Source organism: Brevibacillus sp. DP1.3A, from assembly GCF_013284245.2.
Classification (GTDB): domain Bacteria; phylum Bacillota; class Bacilli; order Brevibacillales; family Brevibacillaceae; genus Brevibacillus.
On the sequence record NZ_CP085876.1, the window covers coordinates 3,757,706 to 3,781,320 of the forward strand.

Here is a 23,615-nt window from a genome sequence, read left to right on the forward strand (position 1 = left end):
TCACTCTTTCTTCGTTATCGGATCAATTGGTAATCGCATGAGAAATGTTGTCCCCTTCCCATCTACTCCATCCTGTAAGGAGATTTCCCCTTGCCATTGTTCCACCAATTGTTGTACATAAGACAGTCCGATCCCTGTAGAGGGGTTGCCGGTTTGATCGTATTTCGTAGTAAAGCCAGGCTTGAACAGCAAAGCCTTTCGCCGTGGAGGTACTCCCGGTCCGTCATCGTTGATTCTGATTTCCACAAGATCGCCTATCCGATCGATTTCAATGGAAATGGCTCCTGTTTGCTGGATGGCTTCCACTGCATTTGCCACCAGATTATTGATCAGAGAAAGCATCATGAAAACGTGGTAGAGCGGATGTGTGCCCGAAATGGAAGCTGTGATTTGTATGTCCTTCTCCAACAAAGTTGCATACTTCATATTGCTTCGTTTGATAATGTCCACGAGCTGATGGATGTCCATGTAATCCGTGATGCTTTCATCGGATATCAGCTTGTGAAGCCCTGCAAAAATGCGTTGGTTGTCCTTTTTAATTTCGTGAACCTCGCCTGCGACAATCAATGCTTGCTTGGCAAAGCTCTCTACATTCGTGGCCACCTGTTCCTTATGAAGCTCCTGCAAGCCTTGGTATAGCTCGAAAGACTTCATACTAATACTCTCGGCATTTTGCAGTGTTTTTTTCAGATGAATTGATTCCTCATACAAGGTGGAAATCAGCATAAGGATGTGTTCATTCTGTTTTCTTGTCTGTTGCTCTCTCGACTGTGTTTCGTACAGCTTCATCATGTTGAGAAAACTAATCACGATAAAGCTGTGGGACAGAGCGATAACGAGCATCTCTTGCACCGCTCCCCATGTGAGGACGGAATCTAGCAGGACATGTTGCGAGAGAAACTCAATGAGGTCAGCCAATACCTCGATAACCATTCCCATCCATCCAACCAAAATCGTCCTGTTGTGAAAACGGCGCATTCCGGTTAGAAAAAACAGAACAGAATAAGCGAAATAAAAGAAAAAGCTAGAATAATGCGCTTGGAGAGAAGCCTCCCATGCTGTATGATTCCCGGCGATAAGGTCAATCACAATCCGGAAGCATACGACCGTAATCCCCGTCAAAAAGCCAGCGAGAACAGATGGAATTCTTTGAAACAGTAATAAAAAGAAGAAAAAGGTAGGAGCTCCAAAGCTAATGCGAAATGTCTCATTGACGGGATAAAATTTCAACTCTCCTGCCAACGGGACCGTAATCAGCATGAGCGCCAATATATACCAATCTCGTTTTACTTGTGTTTGTACACGCACGCCTTTCACATCCCATGTTGTTTCTTGATGCCCCTATCTATTTTTACCGAGGATAGGCATGTAGGACAAGTCTCAAAAAAAAATGTAACACTCACATGAATCAATCTGTGAGTTTTTGTTTTATTTTGTAGGGTGGTTGTAAAGTGTTCATTATATGTATTTCGCGAGGCATGGAAGCGCTTTCTCTTCCTCTTCGCGTAAGAGCAGTGTATTCGATTTTTGGGGGGAAAGGCGTTGATTCAACAGGTTTTACTCGTGGATGAATTACAGCAATGGGTGGAACAATATCGTTCCAAGGCATCTGAAGGAAAATGTGCCAGTTATATCCCTGCTTTGGACAGAACGGATCCGAATCAGTTAGGTATTTGTATCATCGAGCCTACAGGAAAAATGCACACGGCGGGTGACTGGGAAGTTCCTTTCACGATGCAAAGTATTTCCAAAGTAATCAGTTTTATTGCTGCTTGCTGCTACCATGGCATCCCTTACGTGTTGGATCGGGTAGATGTAGAACCGACTGGAGATGCATTCAACTCCATTATCCGTCTGGAAATGAACAAACCAGGTAAGCCTTTTAATCCGATGATCAATGCGGGAGCGATTACGACATCTTCACTCCTCCCTGGTCAAACACCGGATCATAAACTGCGCTACTTGTATGCATTTTTCAGTAAAATTACAGGTGTTACACCCACGGTGAACGAGGAAGTGTTTCTTTCCGAATGGGAAAACTCTCACAGAAACCGGGCACTCGCCCACTATTTAAAGGATACCGGCTATTTAGCGTGCGAAGTGGAAGACGCTTTGGAGGTCTATCTCACCCAATGCTCGATTGAAGTAACCACCGAGCAAATTGCCTTGATCGGTCTCCTTTTGGCACTCGATGGCTACCATCCGATGCGCAACGAACAAGTTCTCCCGAAAGATGTCGTCCGTTTAGCCAAAGCACTGATGCTCACCTGTGGCATGTACGATGCATCGGGCAAATTCGCCGCGAATGTTGGCTTGCCAGCAAAAAGTGGTGTCTCAGGCGGTATCATGACACTGGTTCCTCCTAACCGCAAACCACATTCACCGTTTCAAGATGGTTGTGGAATCGGTATTTTTGGACCTTCCATTGACGGTTGTGGAAACAGTGTAGCGGGCGTTTCTTTGTTAAAACATATGGCTCAGGAATGGGATGTAACGATTTTTTAGAGAATACTAAGGAAAATTCATAAGAAAATTCGAGGTGACACGATGCAACAATTCCTACTCGATGTAACAACTTCCGTAAACGATTTTTTGTGGTCCTATATTATCATTGTCATGCTAATCGCGTTAGGCTTGTTCTTTACCTTCCGGGGTAAATTTTTGCAAGTACGTATGTTGCCGGAAATGATCCGTTCCATTAAAGAAGGGAGAGCGAAAGACGATGGCGGCATCTCCCCTTTCCAAGCTTTCGCTATTAGTATGGCCGCGCGTGTCGGTACAGGGAACATTACGGGAATTGCTATTGCGATCGCATTAGGTGGTCCTGGTGCCGTATTCTGGATGTGGGTCATTGCGATTATCGGTTCGGCATCCAGTTTTGTTGAGAGTACGCTCGCTCAGATTTATAAAATCAAGGATAAGAACGGTTTTCGTGGCGGTCCGGCTTATTACATGGAAAAAGGGCTGAACAAACGTTGGATGGGCGCGCTGTTTGCTGTCCTCATCACGCTTTCGTTTGGTCTCGTATTTAACGCCGTGCAATCCAACACCATCACGATTGCCTTTGAAAATTCGTTCGGTACCGACCGATTGACAATCGGAATTATCATGACTATCGCATTTGCATTGATTATTTTCGGTGGTGTGAAACGCATCGCAAAAATGTCTGAGTACATCGTGATTGTCTTGGCTGTGTTGTACATAGGAATGGCCCTGTTTATTGTGATGATGAACATCACTGAGATGCCTGCAATGATCGCGTTGATTGTGAAAAACGCGTTTGGATTCGAGCAATTCGCTGGTGGAACCCTGGGTGCAGCCCTGATGCACGGCATCAAGCGTGGTTTGTTCTCTAACGAAGCTGGTATGGGTAGTGCACCGAATGCTGCGGCAACGGCAACAACGAGCCATCCAGTGAAGCAAGGTCTGATTCAAGCATTCGGTGTTCTATTCGATACCCTCGTGATTTGTACAAGCACAGCTTTCATCATTTTGCTGTCCGGCGCGTACACGCAACAAGGATTGAGTGGCATTGAGCTGTCCCAAGCAGCACTGAGCATTCATATCGGTTCTTGGGCTTCTGGCTTCCTTGCCATTATGGTTTTCCTGTTCGCCTTCAGTACTTTGATCGGGAACTACTATTACGGCGAGACCAACATCGAGTTTTTAAAGACAAGCAAAGCATGGCTCATGCTGTATCGTTTAAGTGTACTTGCCATGGTGTTGTTCGGATCAGTGGCAAAGGTACAGCTCGTATGGGATTTGGCCGATTTGTTCATGGGCTTCATGGTCATTGTCAACCTGATTGCGATCGCCATGTTATCAAAAGTCGCGTATGCTGCGCTACATGATTATTTGGAACAGAAAAAAGCAGGAAAAGATCCTGTGTTCTACAAGGACAGTATTGAAGGCGTCGATAATATCGAAGCATGGGATGCTGCTCCATCGTCCAATAAATAACTCTACAAATCAAAACGAGAAGCTTGCTCAGTCAGCAGCTTCTCGTTTTTCATTTACAACCGCGGATCGATCTCTTTTTCCTTCGCCACTTCAAAGAGCATCGTTGCGACTGCTTTTTGATACTCCGTATTTTCTGGAGAAATGTCGTCGAATTTGAAACCAAGCATCCGCTCACCCAGCCTGTGTTCCTGCATCGAAGTCTTGAGCTTTTTCGTAATATTTTTCTGATTGAAAAGCTTGCGATACTTGTGAGGGAAACGGTAATCGTAGCCATAAATAATTGCCAAGTACTCCGGATTGCGAACCTTCATGGCAGGCACGACCTTCTGATCGATCAACTCTGGCTTGATCACGATGCCTTCCATTTTGTTTTCCAGTGTAATCGTGGAAAAGTAACGTGTCGCTTGTTCATACGCATTCGGCTCAGACAAATCGATGGCGAGAATATGATCGTCATTTACGATGCGATACATATCGGATGTTTTCCAATTCGGCAATTGCTCGTCTCCATTCAAATAGACGGCCTTTAGAATGGAAAAAGGCTTGTAGTCAAGCTCCCCTTCTCCTGCATAGAGTTCCATCTGTTTTTGGTAAATGTGATAGGCCTCCAAATGCTTGTCGACAGGAACGTAACTCTCTTTGATTTCTCGCACATACTTGTAGTTTTGATACAAGAGTGAACCGAATTTTTCCGTGAGCGCACTCTTGGATAGGTGGAACTGGTCTTTTTCGAATCCGCTCTCGTCATAGTTGTGAACGAGTTGGTGAAGCGCCTCTTCAAAACCGCTTTCCTGCAAAAATGCAAATTCACTGCGAAGCGCGGATTCGATTGGTTTGAACTGCTTTTCGATCAAGCCCTTCCCTATTGCACTCCACGGCAACAATTCGCCGTCCAAGATGAGCATCGCCATTTCATTCTGCTCCATGTATTCGCGGAACCTTGCATGGAGCTTGTCATAAATCGGTGTCAAATCAACCTGATTGATGGCATAACCGTTTCTGCTAATCGCAAAGCATTTGTCGCGATCATGATGGAGATAGAGATTGCATCTCGAACCCATGTATTTCGGCTGCAACACGACTTGATGAATACCTCGATTTGCGAAATAGTCCAGCCCCGCCTTCAACGACTCCAACTCCTGAGTCGCCTCATCCTTATCCGCCGGAGGCATCGTTCCGGAAATAAAATTGACCTTATTTTGCGAGCAGTAACGGAGTCGACGGAGTTCTTCCTCTTCCAAATCTCCCATGGATACTTGTTTTTCTGCATGGAACAAGATCGGTAGTTCCTCTGTCATCACCCGATGCTCAGACTGAAACGACTTGAAAAACGGCTTGTGTGCGATCACGACGGAGGTCAAAGCATTTCCGTGCACACATCCGGTATCGAGATGGAGCTTGTTCTTCAGGCGAAACGTTTTTTGTGCCGCGATATGTCCAAAAATATGGTACGGATGGTTACTGACTGCTTCAACCGTCAAAAATGCGAGTTGCTCTTCCAAAGAAGCTGTTCGGTCTATCCGAAAATTGCGTTGGCGCCGCATCGAATTCGCATCAAGCTTTCCAATGTACTTCTTTTTGCAGGGAGCATGTGTTACATAATAGGACGGGCCAGTCAGTGCGTTAGATCGATAAAACGGCTGAGCCAGCGTATACAGGTGATTGAACATCGCTGTTAAATCAGCGTCTTTTTCCAAGACGTGTGTGGAATCAAAATAAGTATCCAGTAACTGTGGTTCTACCCCTTTTAGTTCCTTGCGCAAGTACTTGTAGACAAAATTTTCGTGGTTACCGAGAACAAACAAGAAATGCTGTTGATTTTCGTATAGAAACTCGATGATCTCCTTGGTTTGCGCTCCTTTGTCGATCCAGTCCCCTGCGACAATGATTTTGGTATGCTGTACCTTTTCAGTCGAGATGAGACGATTGTCCTCGAGCTTGAATCCGTAGTTTTGCAGGAGACCTTTCAATTCATGGACGCATTCGTGAATGTCTCCGATGATGATGTATGTTTGGTCTTTGGGAAGGATCGTAGCCAGATATGCATCCTTATTTTCGATCAAGACCTCATAACGAGGATTAGCCACCCCATCAGCTAGTACATAAAAATCTTTGTGCCGTATTCGGTGAATGTCGTGGTACCCTTCCTTGGCTAATGCTCGGAGCACTTCTTGCTTCAACCGGAGAATATGGTTGGTAATCCATTTTTTTGATCGCTCGGATGCGTAGTAATCATCCCGATTGCGATAATCAAAGAGGATCACTTCCAAGCGGTAATTGTTCTCTGCTGCAATTTCGCGGACTTTCGAGCGGAAGTCTTCTGCTAGCCCTGTTGTATCTACAACCACGAATTCGGCGTTGATCGGAAACGAAGTCACCAAGCGCAGCTTTTCAAACAGGAGCTGAAATGCCTGCTCACTAGCCTCCAGCATCACCTGATCATACTTGTCGTAATCATAGCCCAACAGTTCCTGGCGAATGCTATCCGAGGAAATGTATTGGACATTTGCTTTTACGTTTTTTTGTTCATCTGCAACAGAAAGCCTCGGCATGAGTACTTCCTTGGCAAAAGTCGTTTTCCCACATTCGGTGGGACCGACGAGCATAAAAATCGTGTGAACCTGCGTCTGTATCAGCATCGTCGTTACGCCCCCTTTCTCTGGACAATGACGCCTTGTGTGGTGTGTATGTCATTCACGCCGTCACCTATGGATACAAATTGCCCCTGCACCCCGGCTTTTTCCATAATCTCGGTCATCCATGCCTGGAACTCTTCTTGTCCCATTTCCCATTTATGATCGTCGTGGCGATAGCCTTCCAGCTCATAGAACTGATTAAAATCCGCGTTCGGTGTCGTAATGATAAAATGGTCAAAATCCAATCGACTACAGATTTGCTTAATGAACGCTCTCGCTTCTTCTTTGCTCATATGCTCAATGACTTCAGTTAAAATGACATCTACCTGCTCACCGTTATAATCCTGTAAAAACTGATCAAGCGAGCGGAACAAAATCAGATTCGAGATTTCTTTTTCCCCTGCCCTGCGTCTGACTAATTCCAGTGATTGTTCATCGATATCGATCGCATAGTAATACTGCGGCAGCTTGGTAGCGAACGGGATCGCATAAAAGCCTTCTCCGCATCCGATATCCACAATGGATTTCGTAAAAGGAAGCTTACTCGCGATGTAGTTCCTTCTCTGCAAACCGGTGCTGCCATACTCCAATTGAATGGGGTAGCGGCTTGTCTTCTCGATCTCAGCCTTGTACTTGCGATAGCGCTCTCTGGTTGTCAGGAAGTTGCGAGCGAACAGGCTTCGTATGTAAAAAGGTGCGTCGATAACATGGATGCTTTTGATGTATTTATCCAGGATGTTATCGGATATATCGATGTACTCTTTTCCAAGCATACTCAAGAATAGACAGAGCACGCTCACGACGTGGAGAAGCTGATGCAGACTCGTTCTCGTTGTGATGGTCAAAGCGTAGCTTTTATCGGCGTGGTGCTTGAGTTCAAAGGTGAAATCCTTGAGGTGCTTCTCAAAAAATGTCAGATACAGCAGTCGTTCGATGTGAATCATATTAATGAAAAAAACATGCTCGTACCCTTCAACATCCCGCTCGTCGTGTTGCTTCATCGGAGCGGAAAAAAATTCATTGATCGCATTTAACGGAAACAAGGGTGTATTGTACCGGGAGACATTCAAATATTCAAAATGCTCCTGTTCGGATTGTTTGTAGGAAACCTCATTTTCTGCATCTTTAAAGTAAACGTTATATGTATCCGTATTAGAAAACCACCCGTATGCGATGCCTTTTCGAATGGATCGTAAACTCAGTCCGGAATTCGGATTTTTCTTGATCATGTACGAAAAGTCCGGGTTCTCTGATTGTAGCTGAACAATGGCCATACGTTGTCTCACCTCTGAAAAAGAAGAATCAATATCTACTGACAATCTTCGCTTTTTCATCCCATGCCGAACAGGGTAAAAGTATTACGACCTACCAAAAATTACAGGAACATTTGCTACGAGATGCTGTTCTTGGTATAGTGAAATCCGCGATAACAAACCAGCGGGAGGTGCGTCAGATGCCTTATTACAAGCCGATTGAGATCGCTCGCGAGCTACATATTAGCACGAGTGCTTTGCGCCATTATGAATCATGGGGAGTCGTTCCTGCTCCAGATCGTGCAGACAATGGTTATCGACTGTATACAGAAATTCATCTTGCCTATTTTCGTTGCCTGCGCGCCATGTTTCCCGGCTTTGGGGTCGCTGTCACCTGTGAAGTCCTTCGATCGCTTCAAAAAGCGGATATGGATGCTGCATTTTGGCTCGTGAATAAAGAACAGGCCAACCTCCAACAAGAGAAGGTCGCAGCAGACCAAACACTCGAACTTTTGGAAAATCTCGATCTCCCCTTGCCTCCAAACAAAAAGTGGCGAAACCGCATGACGATTGGTGAAGTCGCTGCTTACACAGGAGTCACAACGTCTGCGATTCGCCATTGGGAAAAAGAAGGCTTGCTTGTACTGCCACGCGATCCTGAGAATGGCTACCGCCAATTCACTCCCATGGATATACGGAAGATTTTGCTTATCCGCACATTGCGCAATACGGTGTATTTTTTAACGAATATGAAAGAAATTGTACAAGCAGTAGAAAATCAAAGTATTGAGCAAGCAAAAAAAGTGACGGCAGATGCGATCAGGAGCATTCACGATCGCAATCGCCATCAGATGTACGGTGTTAGGCGGTTGGTTGAATTGTGTGAGGTATTGAAGCTCTTGTGATTATCTCCCTGTAAAACGCGGTGGAGTCTCGTCTAAGAAAGCTTTGGTTCCTTCCCGGAAGTCTTCGGTGGATGCCACGAGTCCGAAGTAGTCTGCGCCTAGAAGTGCGGACTCCTCTACTGTCAGGTTACTCCCTCGATGAATCGCATCCCATGTTAGTTTCACTGCCAGCGGAGACTGAGACAAAATTTCTTGGAGAACCTCCTCTGTTTCTGCCAGTAGCCGCTCATGCGAAACGACCCGATTTACCAGTCCCATTCGGTATGCTTCATCCGCATCTATCGCTGATCCTGTAAGAAGCAACTCCGCGGCGCGGCCTTTTCCTATTAGCCTAGGGAGTCTGGTTGTTCCACCAAAGCCCGCCACTGCTCCAATTCGTACTTCGGGATGTCCCATTTTGGCATGATGAACCGCAATACGCAGCGTGCACGATTCTGCGATCTCAAGGCCCCCGCCTAACGCATAGCCGTTCATTGCAGCAACGACTACTTTCCCCAACGATTCGATTTGACTGGTCACTGAAACGGCCAACTGAGCAAAATCCCTTACTTCCAGCGGTGTCGCCTGATGCAGATACGAGATGTCGGCACCGGCCGAAAAAGCTTTTTCTCCCGCCCCTGTAAGGATGACCGCTTTCACACTGGGATCAGTTTTGATCCTGTCTAAGATGGTCGAAAGCTGATTAAGGACATCTCGGTTCAATGCATTCAATGCCTCTGGTCTGTTTAGCGTAAGGGTCACGATTCCTTTCTCATTCTTGTACAAAACAACCTCTTCAACGCTCATCTTTCCATCCTCCCATCGTTTTAGAAGCTACTGAATAAAAAAGCACTTTTCGACCAGGCAAACTTTTGGGCGATACCTGCATACTTTGCTATACGATTGAAAATTCCTTCTTCTTCCATATGCAAAACAAAAAAGGATGACCCCGGAGCTCCAACCACCGAAGCACCTTTACGGTCATCCCATTTCTTATTTCTTTTCTACGGCATGTCCGCCAAATTCATTGCGCAAGGCTGCGACCACTTTTCCGTGGAAAGTATCCTCGTCCAACGAACGGTAACGCATCAGCAAGGACATCGCAATCACAGGTGTAGCTGCCTGTAGATCCAGCGCGGTTTCCAGCGTCCATTTTCCTTCCCCGGAAGAATGCATGACCCCACGGATTTCATCGAGCTTGGCGTCTTTTCGAAAAGCTCGCTCTGTTAAGTCCATCAGCCAGCCTCGAATGACGGAACCATTTGCCCACACGCGTGCGACCTCAGCAAAATCGTAGTTATACTGGCTTTTCGCAAGTACCTCAAAGCCTTCCCCGATCGCCTGCATCATGCCGTACTCGATTCCGTTATGAATCATTTTTAAGAAGTGGCCGCTGCCCGCTTCCCCTGCGTATAAATATCCGTTTTCGACGTTAATGTCCCGAATCATCGGCTCAATATGAGTGAATGCTTCCCGATCTCCACCAATCATCATACATGCTCCGTGGCGCGCTCCCTCCATACCTCCGCTCGTACCTGCATCCATGAAGTGAATGCCCTTTTCCTTTAAGCGAGCATAGCGATCTAACGATTGCTTGTAATGAGAGTTGCCACCGTCAATGACGATATCTCCGGCAGCTAGCAAGGTAGAGAGTTGATCAACCAATTGATCCACAATCTCGCCTGCAGGTACCATCAGCCATATTACACGAGGTGTCGGCAGCTTCGCCACAGCGTCTTCCACCGAAAATGCTGGAATCGCACCTTCATGACTCAACTCTTCTGCACGCGTAGAATCTACATCATAGGCTACGACCTCATGCTGATGTGAGAGCAAATTAAGCGTGAGATTGTACCCCATTTTTCCTAATCCGAGGATCGCCAGTTTCATATCGTGTACGTCACTCCTTTTTGGATCATATCCATTACCACGTATTATAAGACAAAAATTTTCATCTTTCATCAAAAATGAAGAAAATTTTTTCGAACCTATGAAAAGGAGTCTTGTTTTCCTTATACTATCAGTACAGATTCACAATGGAACGTTAGGAGGTACCTATTGATGAACGCTTCCACCCCGCATGCTCCTCGGGTGCTCACGCAATTACGCGCCATCTATACGCAATTAAGCGGGAAAGAACAACAGATCGCCGACTATATTTTGGAGCATGCCAGTGAAATTATTCACTTCTCTATCACGGAGCTAGCCGACCAATGCCAGTGTGCAGATGCTACCGTATTTCGTCTGTGTCGCAGACTTGGCTTTCGCGGCTACCAAGCATTCAAAATCGCCTTGGCGAGTGAAGTCACGAATCCGAAGCAAACGATTCACCAAGAAATCAATCTCGACGACGATGACGTCAGTGCGATTGCTGAAAAAATTTTCACAGCGAATATCGAGACGATTCGGGACACACAGCAGATTATCAGTAAAGATGAGTTAATGAAAATCGTCTCCTGTTTGGAAAACGCAAGCCGGATCGAGTTTTATGGCTCCGGAGGCTCAGCCGTCATCGCGCAGGATGCGTACCACAAATTTATGCGGACAGGCATCCCTTGTCTCTATCATTCTGATGCACACTATCAAGTGATGTCCGCCTCTCTGCTCACCAAAGGTGCTGTCGTCGTAGGCATCTCCCACTCTGGCTCCAATAAAGATATTTTGGCAGCCCTACAGGTTGCCAAGGAAGCCGGAGCAAAAACAATCGGCATCACAAGCTATGGGAAATCTCCTCTCGTGCGTCTGGCAGACATGTGCTTATATACGACTTCACGCGAAACGGTATTTCGTACAGAAGCCCTGTCCTCCAGGCTTGCTCAGCTCAGCTTAATTGATCTGCTCTATGTAGCCGTATCCTTACGGCGGCAGGATGATACGATCGCCAATATCCAGCACATCCGCGAAGCCATCTCACTCAAACGCCTGTAAATCAGGCGTTTTTTCTTTTGCTTGCCTCCTCTTGCAACTTGCAGGAGAAAAATGCAAATCATACAAGCAACGTGTGAAGTGTTCAATTATGAAATAATTTTTTTCTTAATGCTTAACAAATGAAAAAAATTTCGATATAATCGCGTTATCTCCATGACAACACGTTGAAAGCGTATTCAATTAGGGGTGACTTCTATGACGCAAACCTACTTTATCGGGCTTGATATCGGGACAACCAGTACCAAAGCAATTGTTTTCACTCCTTCCGGCGCCATCCGTGGTACGGGAAATATCGATTATCAGCTACTCGTTCCCCAGCCGTCTTGGGCTGAGCAAGAGCCGGAGACGATTTTTGCTGCTGTCATCCAGGCATTGAAGCAAGCACTGGAGCATGCAGGCATTGCCAAAAGCGAGATCGGTGGTATTGGCTTCTCTACTGCCATGCACAGTCTGATCGCTGTCGACCCGAGTGGCAATCCTCTGACGAACAGCATTATCTGGGCTGACAATCGGAGCGTGGCACAAGCAGATCGACTAAAAGCGGACGGTGTCGGTCATCAGATTTACTTAGCGACGGGCACGCCCATCCATCCCATGTCTCCCCTGCCCAAAATCATGTGGCTACGGGAGAATTTGCCTGATACGTTTCGGCGGGCAGCCAAGTTTATTTCGATCAAGGAGTATGTCATTTATCGGCTTTTTGGTGAGTATATCGTCGATTACTCCATTGCTTCCGCTACGGGGCTGTTCAATCTGAGAAAGCTCGACTGGGATGAGGAGGCGCTGCAAGTCGCAGGCATTTCCAAGCAACATCTCAGTGAGCCTGTACCAACTACTCATATCCTGCGAGGAATGAAGATTCGTTATGCGGAAGAGATCGGGATCGATCCAGATACGCCTTTCGTTGTCGGTGCTAGCGATGGGGTTTTGGCAAACCTCGGCATCGGAGCCATTGATCATGGACAAGTAGCCATCACGATTGGCACGAGTGGCGCTGTAAGAACCGTAGTTCCAGAACCGATCACCGATCCAAAAGGACGGACTTTCTGCTACGTGCTGACGGAAAACCATTGGGTCATTGGCGGACCATCGAACAACGGTGGGATCATGCTTCGCTGGTTCCGTGACGAATTCAGTTGGCCCGAAGTGGAAAAAGCCAAACAGCTCGGCGTTGATCCCTATGAAGTCATGATCCAAGCTGCTGAGCATGTTCGAGCTGGTGCAGACGGGTTGCTCTTTCTCCCCTTCCTATCCGGCGAACGAGCTCCGTACTGGAACGCCCAAGCAAGAGGCTCCTTCTTCGGTATCGGCCTCCATCACAAGCGCGAGCATTTTATCCGAGCTGTTCTCGAAGGAATCTTGTTTAGCGTCTACAGCATCGGTATCGCCCTGCGCGACCTGGCAGGTGGAGCCAAGGAAATCCGTGCATCGGGTGGATTCGCCCGTTCGCGTGAATGGCGCCAGATTATGTCCGACATGTTCGGCTATGAAGTGCTGATTCCGGAGAGTCATGAAAGCTCGAGCTTTGGTGCCGCTCTCTTGGCGATGCATGCATTGGGGGCAATGGATCATTTGCAAGATGTGAAAAAGATGATTCATATTTCGCATCGCCATGAGCCTGATTTGGAACGATCCAGTGTCTATTTGGAGCTTTTCTATATATACGAGCGTGTTTATTACAACCTGCTGGAAGAGTACAAGCTGATAGCCGAATTCCAAAAGCGGTTGAACAACTAGAGACAACAACTAGGGAGGGTTCGTCATGCCACTCGTCATTACACTGCTGTCCATCGTCTTCCTGCTCGTTCTCATTACTCGCTTCAAACTGAACCCATTTATTGCGTTGTTATTGGCCGCTGGATTTGTGGGAATCGCATCCGGCATGCCGCTTGTAAAAGTTGTGGATTCAATCAAGGATGGAATGGGTGGCACTCTCGGCTTTATCGCGATCGTGCTTGCCTTGGGAACTATGCTTGGCAAAATGATGGCAGAATCTGGCGGTGCCGAACGCATTGCCCGTACTCTCATCAATCGCTTCGGTGAGAAGAACGTACACTGGGCCATGATGTTCGTGGCATTTATCGTAGGGATTCCGGTATTTTTCCAGGTTGGTTTTGTTCTCTTGATTCCACTCGTGTTTACGATTTCCAGACAAACAGGTGTCTCCCTTGTCAAAATCGGAATTCCGCTCGTAGCTGGCCTGTCTATCGTTCACGGAATCGTGCCGCCGCACCCTGCTGCTATGGCAGCTGTCGATCTGTTCCAGGCGGACGTCGGTAAAACGATTTTGCTCTCGATCATTGTCGCGCTACCTTCCGCGATCATTGCAGGACCGCTCTACGGCAGTTGGATTAGCAAACGAGTCAAGACCAGCATCTCTCCAGAGCTCGCTTCCCAGTTGGCGGAGCCAAAATCCGAGCGTGATTTGCCTAGCTTTGGGATCACCGTCTTCACCGTCCTGCTCCCTGTGCTGTTGATGTTGTCTGCTACGGTTGCAGATGTGACTCTACCAAAAGAAAATACCATTCGCCAATGGGCTGATTTTATCGGAAGCCCGATTACGTCTCTGTTGATTGCCGTGATTGTTTCCTTCTGGACGCTCGGGTTCAATCGTGGTTTTACCAAAGACGATATTCTCAAATTCACAAATGATTGCTTGGCCCCAACCGCGACAATCTTGCTCGTCATCGGTGCAGGTGGCGCATTTAACAAAGTACTGCTGAACAGCGGTGTGGGTGACTATATTGCTGAGCTCGCTACTGCATCTGCGATCTCCCCTATTTTCCTAGGCTGGCTGATCGCGGCCTTGATCCGTGTGGCAACTGGTTCTGCAACCGTCTCCATGATGACGGCAGCAGGTATCGTAGGTCCGATCGCGCTGCAAATCCCTGGAACAAGCCCAGAGCTTTTGGTACTGGCAACAGGTTCTGGCTCCCTCATCCTGTCTCACGTAAATGATTCCGGATTTTGGCTGATCAAAGAATACTTCAATATGTCTGTGCAAGATACATTGAAAACATGGACAGTAATGGAGACCATTCTTTCTGTTGTGGCAATCATTTTGATCATGGGACTGTCCTATATCGTATAACATGAAATGAAAAACAGGTCTTTCCATCCACATCGCTGGAGGTAAGACCTGTTTTTTTGGCTGGGTAAGTCGCTACTTCATTCGTTTGGCAATCGGATGATCCTCATTCAGCTCTAGCAAATCCCACAGGTTGCCATATAAATCCTGAAAGACCGCCACCATTCCATACGGCTGTTCTTTTGGCTCTCTCACAAATTGGATTCCTCTTGCGACCATCTCATGATAATCTCTCCAAAAATCATCTGTGTTTAAAAAGAGAAAAACTCTCCCACCAGTCTGATTCCCGATAAATAGCTCTTGTTCAGGTTTGGATGCTTTTGCAAGCAAGATCGTCGTGCCAACAGAACCAGGTGGAGCTACGACAACCCACCGCTTATCCTGTTCTGGCTGATACGTATCTTCCACTAAGGTAAAATGGAGCTTCTTGGTATAAAACTCAATGGCTTCATCATAATCTTTGACGACTAAAGTGATATTGACGATGGATTGAATCATTTTCTTGGTACCTCCAGCTACAAGGTTATTTTTGGAATTAAATGATGTATTTAGGGAAACCTATTCCTTGGGGCTGCACGAATACTATAGCAGAACTTCCCAACACTAATCGAGGGAGTGACAATCTTGGCTACTAACAACGAACGCAATCACAACGATGCCGTTGACAACGCTGACAACAACGAAGCGAACATGTCAGGCGGTGGAGCTACTGAAGCTGTAGGAACAGTTGGCGGTGCGGCAGTAGGTGCTGCCGTAGGTTCTATTTTAGGGCCTCTGGGTACCATTGCAGGTGCGGTTGCCGGGGGTGCACTTGGCAACGAAATGGGAGAAAATGTGGCGGCTGACGGCAATGACACGTGGGATGTTGCGAAAAATGATGCCGATAGAGACCGAGCAGAATAAAGCAAGCTTCTACTAGGTTTGACAAATCGGGGTGCAGGGGCAAAAACCTGCACCTCTTCCCATTTCTCACCGCACATACTCATTGCTTTACTCCTCTTTACTTCTTATTTAAATAATCTTCTACTGATTTTCGCAAATACTTCCCTGTCGCTTTTTCGATTATCTTTTTATATTCTTGTTGTTGTTCCTTATCATCTTTTCTTTTTTTGCGCTTATCTTCCCTAGCCTCCAGCGTTCTTTTACCATTCATATTCGGTTTGTTTTTACTATCTGATTTTTTATCACCATTATCATATTCGATGTCAGAATCATAACCAGTTATTGCTCGTAATACTTGTAAGCTACACAATATTTTCTCTTTATATAGTGGATAGATCTCTTTCACTGTTTCCTTGTATAAATTCCTACCTATTCGATGGTTTTTTATCCGTGTTAGAGTTAGGGTCTGTGCCTCTAGTATTTTGCGATACTGGGCCATCGTTTGCTGAATACTTTCAATCTCATCCTTTTTCTTATTGTCTAAATCTTCGATACATGTAGCGAACTCATTTGCTATGTTATCGAACTCCTCCTTTTCTTTCTCAAACTTTTCCTCTTCTTCTTGTTGTACATTAAAAAACGGGTAGTAATCCGCCTCTATTTTCTTAAGAGTCATGTATTCGTTTCGAATTTTGTTTTTATCTAATTGATAAATAAATACACATTTTTTCTCATCACGTCCATCTAACTGAGAAATCCCTTCTGGAATAAACCTCATTTTTTCAGGCTTTTCTACATCACCCATTTCTTCAATCTCATCGATAAGAATTTTGTTTCGTTTCAGTTTGGCTGGCATGATTTCAAAAATATTCGTGGACGAAGCTTGCCCCTTATTAACCTCACCAAAATGAGCAACTGCATTCGCTTCGTCTCCCATCCATTCTACCGGTTTTTGATTTTTCAAAAAGTCTGTAGGTAATGATTGATGCATGGAGTAGCGTATCCCTTTCACACTCTTTGAATCGAAATTATTGGAATCAATGTCATAGAGCTCCTCATTGCCGTCCTGATCGGAAAATGCGAGATTGAATCTTGCGGTGTGGCTTTTTCTCGTAAAATCCAAATTACCTTCATCCATTGTTTGAGAAAACTGTTCGAAAGAAGATTCACCCTCTGTTGGACTGGCAAATTTCCATTTCTTTTCATCTTTCTTGGTCATATCCGCCTTTGCATCCCATTTAAAGGGAATCCGGACTGGTAGCTGAATTTCCCATGGCTTCGTTGAATCAACCTGTTTCAAAGCACCTAGCTTTACCAATTGCTCTTGGTCCACACTAAAGTTCCATTGATCGTATTTCACCTCAACAGAGTAGGTATACTCCGTACCTTTCCCCGCTCCACGTAGCATTTTTTCAATCGTATTATTATAAGAATGCTCGTTATTTTTCACATCTTGCGGGGCTATATTCCACGCTTGGTTCGCTTCGATTCCTCTGATAATCTGATAACCGACCAAGTGCCCCCCATCGTATGCGGTTTTGGCTGCATCATTTTTTCCATCCCGTATCATTCGCTCTTCTGTACCCAAATTGCCGATCGCACTTACAACAGGATCACCTTTACGATCCTTTCTCGATGTGCCTTTTTTTACGATAGCCGTAACGGAATGAGGACGATCACATGTATCTCCTAATACTTCTGTCTTGGAAAAGAAACTTTTATTTACGTTGTCCTCACCATATGTATCTTTCAACACGCCAAAAAAGGTAGGCAGGCCTTTATCTGCTTGCACAGCAGTAAACTGACCTTCATTATTTTGATTGTTTTTATACCCATCTGCTTTGTAATCGGTTGGTTCAATACCCTTGAATTTGCCTTGTATGACTGGTTGGTTATTACTTTGCTTTTGGAGTAAATGGGTCATGGCTTTGTTTCCGATTTTTTTGGCGAGCTGCAAGACATGTGGCGTTGAGTTTTTAGCGCTTGGGGATAGAGAAGAATTTTCAGGGGTTTGGCGATAACTTGATTGCGAATCTTGATTCTGGAAAAACATCACATCACCTGCCAGTACGATCATTAATAGAATCTTTTCTTATCATATCAAATTCTGACATTTTTCCAATCGAATTGAAGGAAAACGCTACTGGACACCGACTACAGCAAAGCCAGCGGGAGAAATGCTCCTCACCCAAGCAAACTGAGGTTTAATGACCCATGCTCCTTTTTTGTTGATAAAGCCCCATTTTCCGTTCAACAAGGCCGGTGCCAAGCCATTTGACTGAAAGTCGCCTGTGCTCGTATCCATTCCGTAATCGGGTTCAAAGCTAGGGTTAATCACTAGTTTTCCCTTGGTGTCGATATAACCAACCTTTCCGTTTGACACAATCCATGCCAGACCTTGATGGAAGTCGCCTGCATCGGTATAAGCTGTCTTGAGCAATGTCTTCCCTTTTTCGTTGATGTACGCCACCTTACCATTGATCATTACCTTGGCTATCCCATTGACGAATTTGCTAGCTTGATCAAATTGTGGCTTGATCACCCAGCCTCCTTTTCCGTCAATAAAGCCCAATTTTCCATTCTGATCCGCAACTGCCAAGCCGTCTGCACCGAACGAACTCGCATAGGTAAATTGCGATTTGATCGCCCATTGGCCTTTCGCATTGATAAAGCCGACTTTTCCATCCCTATATGCCCAAGCTAGCCCATTCGCTGAAAAGGAACGGTCCGCTACCATAGTTTTCTCCTGCTCGATGGGATGAAACTGCGGTTTGATGACCCATTTTCCCTTGTTGTTGATATAACCGACCTTTCCGTATTCCGTGTTTCCTTTTATGCGAGCCTCAGCGAGTCCATTCGCGGAAAAATCGGCGGCATAGTCAAACTGTGGTTTGATGACCCACTCTCCCTTTTTATTGATATAACCGTATTTCAGGTTTTGTGCAGCAGGCGCAAGTCCGTTTGCAGCGAAGGAACCCACGTACGAGAATGGAGGCTTAATTACCCACTTTCCTCTTTGATCAATGAAACCCCAGGATTGGTTGGCTGGACTGTCTCCCAGTGTTGCAGCGTAGAGTCCTCCCGTGTCCTTCACTTCCTCGAACGTAGGTGCCACGCTCCATTCTCCCTTGCTGTTGATCACGCCTTCCTTAGCGGAGGCGATGACTGGCGAAAATAGTAGAGCAGCGATGGATACAGCCATGATGGTGCATCGTTTCATCCATGATCCCTTCTTTCGCTGGCTTATTAGCAAAATCTTACACCTACACCTATGACGTCATGGACAAGGGATTGGTTACCAAAAGAAAAAGCCGACGACTCACAACATAAGTCATCGGCTATCCTCCTTATTTGCCCACAGAGACAAAGGGTTGCTCGGGCGCTTTCTTTTTCGGTGCTTTGGCATCGCCTTTCTTCTGGCTCATTTCAAAAGCGGCCAAAATCGCCTCTTGACGCTTCATACCGGATTTCTCCAACTCCTCCATCGTGGAGACGATTTGCTTGTAATCTTTTGGAATGACTTTGACAAACTGTTGGACGGTACGTTCCCACTCATCGAGCAAAGCTTGTGCATGACGGCTGCCTGTGTGGCTGACGTGGTTTTCCAGCAAGCGTTTGACTCGAGCGATTTCCCGTTGATCTTGCAGAGTCTCCAGGAGTACCATCTCTTGATTGCACATCGCAGCAAACTTCTCTTTATCCTCCGCCAGAACGTAGGCAGTACCGCCTGACATGCCTGCTGCAAAGTTTTTGCCGACGGGGCCAAGAACGACGACACGTCCTCCAGTCATATACTCGCAACCATGGTCGCCTACTCCTTCCACGACTGCCGTCACTCCACTGTTGCGAACGCAAAATCGCTCACCAGCCATCCCGTTGATATACGCCTCCCCAGAGGTCGCTCCGTAGAACGCAACGTTTCCGATAATCATGTTGTGCTCGGGAGCGAATTTGCTGTTTTTCGATGGTGCGACCGCAATTTTGCCGCCTGACAACCCTTTTCCTACGTAGTCGTTCGCATCTCCCTCGAGATGAAGCGTGATCCCTCGTGGAACAAATGCCCCGAAGCTTTGACCTGCCGAGCCAGTAAAATGCAGGCGGATTGTATCCTCCGGCAGACCGTGCTCGCCAAAGCGTTTGGTTACCTCGCTGCCCAGGATCGTACCAACCACGCGATTCGTATTGGTGATGGCGAGCTTTGCCTCTACCTGCTGCTGTTTATTCAATGCTGGCTTGCACAGCTTGAGCAGTTTTTGACGGTCCAGCGTTTCTTCCAGCTTGTGATCTTGGTTGCGTTGATGATAGCGGCCCACTTCCTCGGAGACATCCGGTTGGAACAAGAGCGCGGACAAATCAACATGCTTGGCTTTCCAGTGTCCTTTTGCCTTGTCGCTCATCTTCAGCACATGGCTCTGACCGACCATCGACTCGATAGAGTGATAACCCAACTCCGCCATGATCTCACGAACTTCACGGGCAACGAGACGCATGAAATTCACGGCGTGCTGCGGATCGCCTTTAAACCGTTTCCGCAGCTCGGGATTTTGTGTCGCCACACCCACTGGGCATGTATCGAGGTGGCATACGCGAGCCATGACACACCCTATGGAAACAAGTGGTGCTGTTGCGAAGCCGAATTCCTCCGCACCGAGTAGAGCTGCAATGACGACATCGCGTCCGGTCATCAGTTTGCCGTCCGTTTCCAGAACCACACGGTCACGCAACTGGTTCAACAACAGCGTCTGATGCGTCTCAGCAAGTCCGAGCTCCCATGGCAGTCCTGCGTGCTTGATGCTTGATTTTGGGGAAGCGCCTGTGCCGCCATCGTGTCCACTGACGACAATGACATCTGCAAGACCTTTCGCGACACCAGCCGCAATCGTTCCGACTCCAGCTTTAGATACGAGCTTCACGCTGATTCGTGCACGTGGATTCGCATTTTTTAAGTCAAAAATCAGCTGTGCCAAATCCTCGATTGAATAAATATCGTGATGAGGCGGCGGCGATATGAGTCCAACTCCTGGTGTCGATCCGCGCACTTCGGCAATCCATGGGTAGACTTTGCTTCCTGGCAATTGACCGCCTTCGCCCGGCTTTGCTCCTTGTGCCATCTTAATTTGGATCTCAGAGGCGTTGACCAAGTAATGACTGGATACGCCAAAGCGTCCTGATGCGACCTGCTTAATCGAACTGCGGCGCAAATCTCCGTTTTCATCCATAATGTAACGTGCCGAATCTTCGCCACCTTCCCCGCTGTTGCTTTTCGCACCCAAACGGTTCATGGCAATTGCTAAGGTCTCATGCGCTTCCTTGCTGAGAGAGCCGTATGACATTGCCCCCGTTTTAAAACGATGAACAATAGAGTCAACAGATTCTACCTCGTTCAGCGGGATCGGCTGTCGATTGGACTTGAAATCGAGCAAATGTCGCAGGGCTACGAATTGCTGTGCTGTCGCTTGCTCCGCATAGATTTTGTACTGCTCATAGCTGCCTTCCCGACAAGCTTTTTGCAGGGCATGAACCGTCTTCGGATTGAACAGGTGGAACTCACCGTCACGGCGGAACTGAAAATCGCTGCCTGCCTCCAATGCTTCCTCGGAATGCTCTGGCAAAAATGCTTTTGCATGGCGAAGCAAAGTCTCTTGCGCAATTACATCCAATCCAATCCCCGAAATCTGAGAAGGCGTACGGCTAAAATAGCGATCAATGACGGCAGAATGGATGCCCACCGCTTCAAAAATTTGTGCGCCGCGGTAGCTCTGAATGGTCGAGATGCCCATCTTGGACATGACTTTTACGACACCTTCTACAGCTGTTTGCAGATACACTTCGACTGCTTCGTCGCTAGTGAGATCCTTCAGCTTAGCCGATACAACCAGATTGTTTACAGTTGAGATGGCGACGTATGGGTTGATCGCGTCGGCACCGTAACCAATCAGCATGGCGAACTGATGTACATCACGCGGTTCCCCGGATTCGATGATGATGCTCGCTTTGGTACGTGTCCCTGTGCGGACGAGATGGTGGTGAAGTCCACTTCCAGCCAGCAAGGCGGGGATCGCAGCCAACTCTTGATTCATTCCGCGATCTGATAAAATCAACAAGGAGTAACCAGCAGCAATCGCTTCATCCGCCGCAACGAATAATTGATCAAGTGCCAGCTCTAGCCCCTGTTCTCCCCCTTGTGCCGGGAAGAGCATCGACAAGGTTTTCGCCTTGAACTCTTGGTATGGGTTCGCACGAAGCCTCGCCAGGTCTTGATTGGAGATCAAAGGATTGGTCAAACGAATTCTGCGGCAATTGCTCGCATCCGGTGCCAAGAGGTTTCCTTCCGCGCCAAGCACAGTATGGGTCGATGTTACGCAGGCCTCCCGTAGTGCATCAATCGGCGGATTCGTGACTTGGGCGAAGGACTGTTTGAAATAGTGGTACAAAAGCTGTGCGCGATCAGACAATACCGCGAGGGGTGTGTCTACGCCCATCGAACCAATGGGGTCTTTCTGCTCAGCCACCATCGGGGCAAGTACCTTGTCGACTTCCTCCTGTGTATAGCCAAATGCTTTTTGGTGCGCAAGCAGGCTATCTCCATGCAACTCCTCCGTGCGTCCTGCTACCGGCAAATCCTCGATAGCCTGCAGGTTGTTTTTCACCCACTCCCGATATGGCTGTTCGCTTGCGATTTTTTGCTTGATTTCCTCGTCTGATACGATTCTGCCTTCCTCGAGATCGACAAGCAGCATTCGTCCAGGGCTAAGCCGTCCTTTCTGGACAATCGTTTCATCTGGTACTTCGAGAACTCCAACCTCTGATGAGAAAATAATCGTATCATCTGATGTCACATAGTATCTCGCTGGTCGCAATCCGTTTCGGTCGAGAATCGCGCCGATATGTCTGCCATCCGTGAAAGAAATAGCTGTTGGACCGTCCCACGGCTCCATGAGGCAGCTATGATACTCGTAAAAAGCTTTCTTATTTTCGTCGATTCGCTCATCCTGATCCCACGGTTCAGGAATCATCATCATCGCAACATGCGGCAAGGAACGGCCTGCCAGCGAGAAAAACTCTACACAATTATCCAAAATCGCTGAATCACTGCCCGCCATATCAATGACTGGCACCACTTTTGCCAAATCAGCACCAAACGCATCGGACTGGAACATTTTTTCACGAGCCATCATCCAGTTAATGTTTCCTTGCAAGGTGTTGATTTCCCCGTTGTGAATCAAATAACGGTTCGGGTGTGCCCTCTCCCATGTAGGGAATGTGTTCGTGCTGAAACGCGAGTGAACGACCGAGAAAACAGAAGTGTAAGAATTATCTTGCAAATCAAGGTAAAAAGCATCTAGCTGTCCTGGTGTGAGCAATCCTTTATAGACAATCGTACGCGAAGACATGGAAGCGGCGTAAAAATCAGCACCTGTTGCCTGTTCCACCTGCTTGCGAATAACGTATAGCTTCCGTTCAAAAGCCAGTTGGTCCTGTATATTCGAGCTGGCTCCGATGAATACTTGGCGGACATAAGGCTGACTCGCTACAGCCGTTTTGCCGATTTTCGTCGCATCGACAGGTACTGTTCTCCAGCCGAGCAGCTTTTGTCCCTCTGCTTCGACAATCGCCTCCAGCTGATCTTCATACTTTTGCCGTTTCGTTTCATCCATCGGAAGAAACAGCATACCTACACCGTATTTGCCTGGCGCCGGCAGCGTGATATTCAGCTCTTTACAGGTCTTTTTGAAAAAGGCGTGGGGAATTTGCGTTAAAATCCCTGCACCGTCTCCCGTTTCTGGATCACTGCCTTGACCGCCGCGGTGTTCCAGTTTGCACAGAATTTTCAGACCCTTTCGGACCATATCATGCGTCGATTTCGATTTCAAATTGGCAATAAAACCAATTCCGCAAGCGTCATGTTCGAAAATCGGATCGTACAGACCTTGCTTAGCAGGCATTCCTTGTGTCGTCATGTATCTCCACTCTCCTTGCTCTC

Annotated in this window: 16 protein-coding genes; 7 read left to right on the plus strand and 9 right to left on the minus strand. The window is 47.0% G+C overall.

Annotated features, from left to right (window positions below; all coding sequences use genetic code 11):
• Positions 1-1,260, minus strand: coding sequence for an ATP-binding protein (locus HP399_RS16965; RefSeq protein WP_173617991.1), 1,260 nt, complete (start codon positions 1,258-1,260; stop codon positions 1-3).
• 267 nt (positions 1,261-1,527) lie between these two features.
• On the opposite strand from HP399_RS16965, the gene HP399_RS16970 reads away from it, so the two are divergent.
• Positions 1,528-2,505, plus strand: coding sequence for a glutaminase (locus HP399_RS16970; RefSeq protein WP_035291144.1), 978 nt, complete (start codon positions 1,528-1,530; stop codon positions 2,503-2,505).
• Positions 2,506-2,547: 42 nt separating this feature from the next.
• Positions 2,548-3,960, plus strand: coding sequence for an alanine/glycine:cation symporter family protein (locus HP399_RS16975; protein WP_173617716.1), 1,413 nt, complete (start codon positions 2,548-2,550; stop codon positions 3,958-3,960).
• 53 nt (positions 3,961-4,013) lie between these two features.
• Here HP399_RS16975 and HP399_RS16980 read toward each other — a convergent pair whose 3' ends face one another.
• Positions 4,014-6,599 (minus strand): metallophosphoesterase, encoded by a 2,586-nt coding sequence (locus tag HP399_RS16980; protein WP_173617717.1) that lies wholly within the window; start codon positions 6,597-6,599, stop codon positions 4,014-4,016.
• Positions 6,600-6,604: 5 nt separating this feature from the next.
• A complete protein-coding gene (locus HP399_RS16985; RefSeq protein WP_173617718.1) occupies positions 6,605-7,870 on the minus strand; it encodes a class I SAM-dependent methyltransferase in 1,266 nt (421 codons plus the stop codon).
• A gap of 179 nt (positions 7,871-8,049) precedes the next feature.
• Between HP399_RS16985 and HP399_RS16990 the strand changes: the two genes are divergently transcribed.
• Complete coding sequence (locus HP399_RS16990; RefSeq protein WP_173617719.1) at positions 8,050-8,754, plus strand: MerR family transcriptional regulator; 705 nt, start codon at positions 8,050-8,052, stop codon at positions 8,752-8,754.
• On the opposite strand, the gene HP399_RS16995 is transcribed toward HP399_RS16990, so the two are convergent.
• Positions 8,755-9,540, minus strand: a complete 786-nt coding sequence (locus HP399_RS16995) for an enoyl-CoA hydratase/isomerase family protein (protein ID WP_173617720.1) — start codon at positions 9,538-9,540, stop codon at positions 8,755-8,757. It abuts the gene before it with no gap.
• Between the two features lie 186 nt (positions 9,541-9,726).
• Complete coding sequence (gnd, locus tag HP399_RS17000) at positions 9,727-10,623, minus strand: phosphogluconate dehydrogenase (NAD(+)-dependent, decarboxylating) (protein ID WP_069845130.1); 897 nt, start codon at positions 10,621-10,623, stop codon at positions 9,727-9,729.
• A gap of 171 nt (positions 10,624-10,794) precedes the next feature.
• Here gnd and HP399_RS17005 point away from each other — a divergent pair, with 171 nt between their 5' ends.
• The 3 genes from HP399_RS17005 (at position 10,795) to HP399_RS17015 (ending at position 14,752) form a co-directional block, all read left to right on the plus strand.
• A complete protein-coding gene (locus tag HP399_RS17005) occupies positions 10,795-11,661 on the plus strand; it encodes a MurR/RpiR family transcriptional regulator (protein ID WP_173617721.1) in 867 nt (288 codons plus the stop codon).
• Between the two features lie 195 nt (positions 11,662-11,856).
• Positions 11,857-13,398, plus strand: coding sequence for a gluconokinase (gene gntK, locus HP399_RS17010; protein WP_144615740.1), 1,542 nt, complete (start codon positions 11,857-11,859; stop codon positions 13,396-13,398).
• Between the two features lie 25 nt (positions 13,399-13,423).
• Positions 13,424-14,752 (plus strand): GntP family permease, encoded by a 1,329-nt coding sequence (locus tag HP399_RS17015; protein ID WP_173617722.1) that lies wholly within the window; start codon positions 13,424-13,426, stop codon positions 14,750-14,752.
• 72 nt (positions 14,753-14,824) lie between these two features.
• Here the strand turns inward: HP399_RS17015 and HP399_RS17020 are convergent, their stop codons facing one another.
• The gene (locus tag HP399_RS17020; protein ID WP_173617723.1) at positions 14,825-15,247 is read right to left on the minus strand and encodes a VOC family protein; all 423 of its coding nucleotides are present in this window, start codon (positions 15,245-15,247) and stop codon (positions 14,825-14,827) included.
• Positions 15,248-15,439: 192 nt separating this feature from the next.
• Here HP399_RS17020 and HP399_RS17025 point away from each other — a divergent pair, with 192 nt between their 5' ends.
• On the plus strand, positions 15,440-15,652 hold the full coding sequence (locus HP399_RS17025; RefSeq protein ID WP_370642742.1) for a glycine zipper domain-containing protein: 213 nt from the start codon (positions 15,440-15,442) through the stop codon (positions 15,650-15,652).
• 97 nt (positions 15,653-15,749) lie between these two features.
• On the opposite strand, the gene HP399_RS17030 is transcribed toward HP399_RS17025, so the two are convergent.
• The 3 genes from HP399_RS17030 to gltB form a co-directional block, all read right to left on the minus strand.
• Positions 15,750-17,708 carry a hypothetical protein gene (locus HP399_RS17030; protein ID WP_228088276.1) on the minus strand — a complete coding sequence of 653 codons (1,959 nt, stop codon included), beginning with the start codon at positions 17,706-17,708 and terminating at the stop codon, positions 15,750-15,752.
• A gap of 63 nt (positions 17,709-17,771) precedes the next feature.
• The gene (locus HP399_RS17035) at positions 17,772-18,851 is read right to left on the minus strand and encodes a WG repeat-containing protein (RefSeq protein ID WP_173617725.1); all 1,080 of its coding nucleotides are present in this window, start codon (positions 18,849-18,851) and stop codon (positions 17,772-17,774) included.
• A gap of 127 nt (positions 18,852-18,978) precedes the next feature.
• Complete coding sequence (gene gltB, locus HP399_RS17040) at positions 18,979-23,592, minus strand: glutamate synthase large subunit (RefSeq protein WP_173617726.1); 4,614 nt, start codon at positions 23,590-23,592, stop codon at positions 18,979-18,981.
• Between the last annotated feature and the right edge of the window lie 23 nt (positions 23,593-23,615).